A 4,419-nucleotide genomic window follows, 5' to 3' on the forward strand; every position below is an offset into this window, starting at 1 on the left:
TTCACCCACCATTTTGACCTATACGCCTAATATGATCTAGTTCATTGCCCGTAAGGACCTCGGGTGAAACAGGGTTCTTCCCCTTATTCCAAATAGAGTCTTCGGGAAAAGTACGTAGCTTGAGTATAATCCACGAAAGCGTCCCATCTTTGGAAATTAATCGCTCTGCTACGTGAGGTTTCATATAAGCCTTGCGACGAATCTCTTCCAATTGCTTGGGATCCGTAGGGATCGTATCGGGGACTATCTGCTCAATGGCGATACCATCTTCGCCTCCCATCATAAACTCGATGTCAGTAAGAGAGGTTATTTTGTCGGCGTACGAAAGGCTGTCCACCATCTCGTTCGTTAGTTCACGGATCAGCTCCAGATTGTCTTTTGTAAACGAATTGTCACACCTAGTCAGCACGGCTGCGAAGTTGTCATTCCCGAATATCTCCTTGAATTCTTCGGTCTTGACAAGCATCGGGTCGTCTTCGAGAAAGTAGTCTTCCCATGAGGCACTTACCTTGAAGTATCTAAGTCCCGATACGCCAATGGCAAGGATCAGGATAAACCCTCCTAGCACTACCCAGCGATTACGCATCATTCTTTTGCTGCATAAGGCAAACCAATTGTTAATTCTTTCTACTTTCATATCGTTTCATGTTATATTGATTTTGAAGTGTCTTTACTCATAAGTGGCAATAGTCCAAAAGAGAACGGGAAGACGTTTTGTTCAAAAACAAAGCGAGCCGCCTCTGTAGGCGACTCGCTCGATAGGATGATTTCCTAAAATGAAATCTCTTATACCGCAGAACTCCAGAATAAATTCCCCCGCTACTTTGTATTTGGATAGTCTGTATCATTGATTTCATTCTTTATTGTCATTGACGACTCGTTCCAAACTTTAGTGCAATAGACATTGCCACGGCTTTGCCCACAATTATCAGCATCAAAGTGAGAAAGCCCATCAACGCCCTCTTCAAAGAGTAATTCTTTCATTGCTAGTAATATCTGTAATGCTCACAATCCGCTCTGATGATCTACCTTCATAAGTCGCTTCCACCCACCTGTACTGAAGTGGATGTATTCACCGATAAAGCATTCGATATCCTCGGAGGAGAGCTCCTCGTGCAATACAATCTCTCTCACCATACTGATCCACCAAGAGCTGATGAAGTGTATGAAAAAAGGGGAAACATTAGTATCTAGCCCCGGATATAATTCTTTCATCCTTTCTAAATACTCGATTCCAGTTATCGTGCTTTTATCAATCCATCGCTCCCAAAAGTCTTCAAATCGTGTATCTCGAGTATCGAGAAATAGCAACCTAAACTCCTTGCGATAACGAGTAATCACACCCATTACCTCTTGCATAGATTGACGGTGATACTCTTCTGAGGTAAAGATCTCAAGTGAAAGGTTATTATCACAATTGTGGTTTTCCAGCATGTTAGTCATCGCCTCCAAAACTGGACGCAAGACGATTGCCAGCAAATCATCCTTGCAAGGATAATAATTGTATATGTTGCTTAGCCCAACACCAGACAGCTTGGAAATCTCACGCATAGACACCGCCTTGAAGCCTTTCCTCAGAAACGCTTCTCGAGCTGTATCTTGCAATAGTCTGCGTGTATGTTCCTTCGTCGTCTGCATAATAACAACTTTATCCTATCTTCTGCGAGCAAAGTTCGCAAGGTTTTCCAGGACACACAATACCTAAAAATAGGGATTTTCCGATCGGCCTTCTTGTTATTTATGACACGATAGAACTGCGAGATGAATGATTATTAATACTTCCAACTAGTTCATTCCTCTCGTAATCCCTAGATTCCGAGGGCTGCGATCGGGGCAAAAATGAAGGGTGAGAAATCGCACCTTAATTCCGCAAGAAAAAGATAAGGGGTGAAAAAGGGGCAAAGAATTCCGCTGAATTCATTGCCCCTTAGGTGTAATTTGTGTATCTTTATATACCATAAAACACTGATACACTTATGGGTTACATAGCAAATATACGAGTAAAAAGTGGATATCCCATACAATCGTTTGGGGATTGAATTTCTTCTTCTCTGATCCGCTCTTTGCGTCCCTCGCAAAGTCGCTTGATAGTGTCCTGGGGTCTCGTGAGCGCCAGGGGGTCGTTTACCGCCACTCGGATATTCTGGGTGCACTCATGTACAGAGTCCTCTGCGGGGGATCCTGCATTGAGGACGTGAATAGATGCCGCTCCGAGATCCGCCAGATCCCGGGCAAGTCAAGGATTCCCTCTTAGGATACCACTCTGAGGTACCTCGAAGAGCTGTCCGCAGAGAACAGTGACTTCTCCCACCCCGCCTCCCAAATATCCTACAACTTCAATATCAATAGTAAACTCAACAACCTGCTGATGCAGTCAGTATTGAGGTGCTTTGACCTGAGAAAGGACGGAGAGTGGGTAGATTTTGACTATGATAACGTGCTGATAAAGACAGAGAAGCAGGATGCGAAGTACACCTTTGAGGAGTGCCGAGGCTACTTCCCCGGTGTGGCTTTCGTCAACGGACATCCCTTCTACATCGAGAACAGGGATGGAAACGCCCCGCCCACTTACCGACAGGCAGACACGCTCAAGCGTGCTTTCGAGTTGCTTGAGAAGCATGGTCTGAGGGTGCGAAATGCCGTCATGGACTGCGGCAGCTACACAAAAGAGATCCTCAAGGAGGTCTCCAAGCACGCAAGTCGAGTGTTTATCAGAGCCGCCAATACGGAGTACTACAGGAGCCTGGCCAATGAATCCACCGCCGGATGGCATCCCGTCAGGCTGGAGGGAGGGAGAAGACTGGAGTCGAGACGAGTGGTCTTCGACAATTTTCCCGGCTTCAGTGAGAAAGGCTATGAGATTGTCCTCTATCTGCAGATCGACTCAAGCTACGATGGGACGCTGTTTGAGAAGAAGCAGTACAAGTGCTTTGTCATCCTGACTAACGCTAAAGAGCTCAGTGACAAAGAGGTGATCAAGACCTACAACGCCAGAGGTGCCGTAGAGCGCAATTTTGATCAGCTCAAAAACGACTTCAATTGGTCTCGCCTCCCCTCCTCTGAAATGAAGTCCAATACAGTCTTTATGATCCTAATAGCCATTCTTCGCAACCTCTATACCGCATTTGTGGAGGGGCTCTCGAGGATCACCTCTCTACCTCGGATGTCAAGGCTCAAGGCATTCATATACAACTTTGTAACCTGTCCCGCCCAGTGGGTCAGGGAAAAATCCGGCTGGTACCTCGACCTTTACTCCCCACCTGATGTCTTACTTCAATATGTACGAAGACGAAAAGTACGAGTCTGAAGCAAAGACGTTTTCACCTGAAGGAGCAGTACGGCAGCGATCTGCTCCAGCCACCCCATACCCTAAGCACCCTAAAGGGGTGAAAAATAAGGGTAAAAGCTCATACACAGCGTCTTTTTTCGCACAATACACCCGGTCTGAAGACCAAAAAACGGAACTATGAGCTAAACTTACCACCATAAGTCCTCAAAAAAGTGTCCTGACGCCACTTTTCTCACCGCATCAACTTTCGTGCGGAATTGAGGTAGGTGGGTGAATTTGCATACAATAAGAAAAACACGTATCTTTGAGGCAGTAAATGAACATTGCAAGAGATGAAAGACAGTGGTAAATATGAGTGTTAACCCCGGAGAAAGAAAAGCGGCACTTTCGGAAAAGAGAAGGAACCTTCTTTTGGTCGTTTTCGAATCAATCGTAGGAATTTTTCTTGCTGCGTCTGTTATACTTTCCATGTATTCCGGTACGTATGAGGGTGCCGGACTAATCGCTCTACTTGGGATACTCTTCTTTTTCTTGGCTGGAAAGCGGAGGAAACTGAGTGCAGACATAAAATCTGTACAAGGCCAAAGAGGAGAATCCTTGTAACAAGTAGCATATCGTCTAGAACAAATCTTTCGTGGTATTGTAGCCTCGGAAGATTTGTTGTGCGTCTGGTCTAGTGCTACAGAGGTGAAGCATTTGATAATAATCCAAGGATGCCTGTTCGCTATAGCATCAGTAGAAGCACGAGGTGGCGAAGACAGATGTTGGTGAGTACGTGTCGGGTCCCAAACTCTTATGAGTATCCTAAGCGAATGAGAAGCACGTCGTTTTCTTATTGTTCTACCCCGCAATAGTCGTACTTTCATAGACGGTAACTGCACCACGGTGTATGCGGATTAGTAGGGGTTGTGCGACACTTGCCCCGGGGCTTTAGGACTATGAAGCGGTCACCCGCTATGGTGCTTCATTCCCGCCTCTACATATAGAGCTGAATAGTATTTGTACCTCATATCCCGTCATCATCGGTATGGGGATCCGGGTTTTCCTAGGGCAAGACATTCTCGCTATATTGTGATCGCAATGAGAAGCTATCTATTGGTCATAGACTCCTTCAAGGGGTGCCTTACTTC

At 45.8% G+C, this 4,419-nt stretch carries 4 protein-coding genes and 1 pseudogene; 2 read left to right on the forward strand and 3 right to left on the reverse strand.

The window, feature by feature from the left end:
- Positions 1 to 28: 28 nt before the first annotated feature.
- The 3 genes and pseudogenes from HMPREF2890_RS05045 to HMPREF2890_RS05050 form a co-directional block, all read right to left on the reverse strand.
- Positions 29 to 637 (reverse strand): annotated as a pseudogene (locus tag HMPREF2890_RS05045) (hypothetical protein); the annotation flags it as partial.
- A gap of 182 nt (positions 638 to 819) precedes the next feature.
- On the reverse strand, positions 820 to 984 hold the full coding sequence (locus HMPREF2890_RS09085) for a hypothetical protein (RefSeq protein WP_168160418.1): 165 nt from the start codon (positions 982 to 984) through the stop codon (positions 820 to 822).
- A gap of 21 nt (positions 985 to 1,005) precedes the next feature.
- Entirely contained in the window at positions 1,006 to 1,638 is a 633-nt protein-coding gene (locus HMPREF2890_RS05050; protein WP_070466217.1) for a TetR/AcrR family transcriptional regulator, read from the reverse strand.
- A 703-nt stretch (positions 1,639 to 2,341) separates the two neighbouring features.
- On the opposite strand from HMPREF2890_RS05050, the gene HMPREF2890_RS05060 reads away from it, so the two are divergent.
- Complete coding sequence (locus HMPREF2890_RS05060; RefSeq protein WP_256387638.1) at positions 2,342 to 3,307, forward strand: transposase; 966 nt, start codon at positions 2,342 to 2,344, stop codon at positions 3,305 to 3,307.
- Positions 3,308 to 3,640: 333 nt separating this feature from the next.
- Positions 3,641 to 3,892: a hypothetical protein gene (locus tag HMPREF2890_RS05065; RefSeq protein WP_070466224.1), complete on the forward strand. Its 252-nt coding sequence runs from the start codon at positions 3,641 to 3,643 to the stop codon at positions 3,890 to 3,892.
- The last annotated feature ends 527 nt before the right edge of the window (positions 3,893 to 4,419 follow it).

Origin of the sequence: Porphyromonas sp. HMSC065F10 (genome assembly GCF_001808555.1) — a bacterium.
In the GTDB taxonomy this organism is placed as follows: domain Bacteria; phylum Bacteroidota; class Bacteroidia; order Bacteroidales; family Porphyromonadaceae; genus Porphyromonas_A.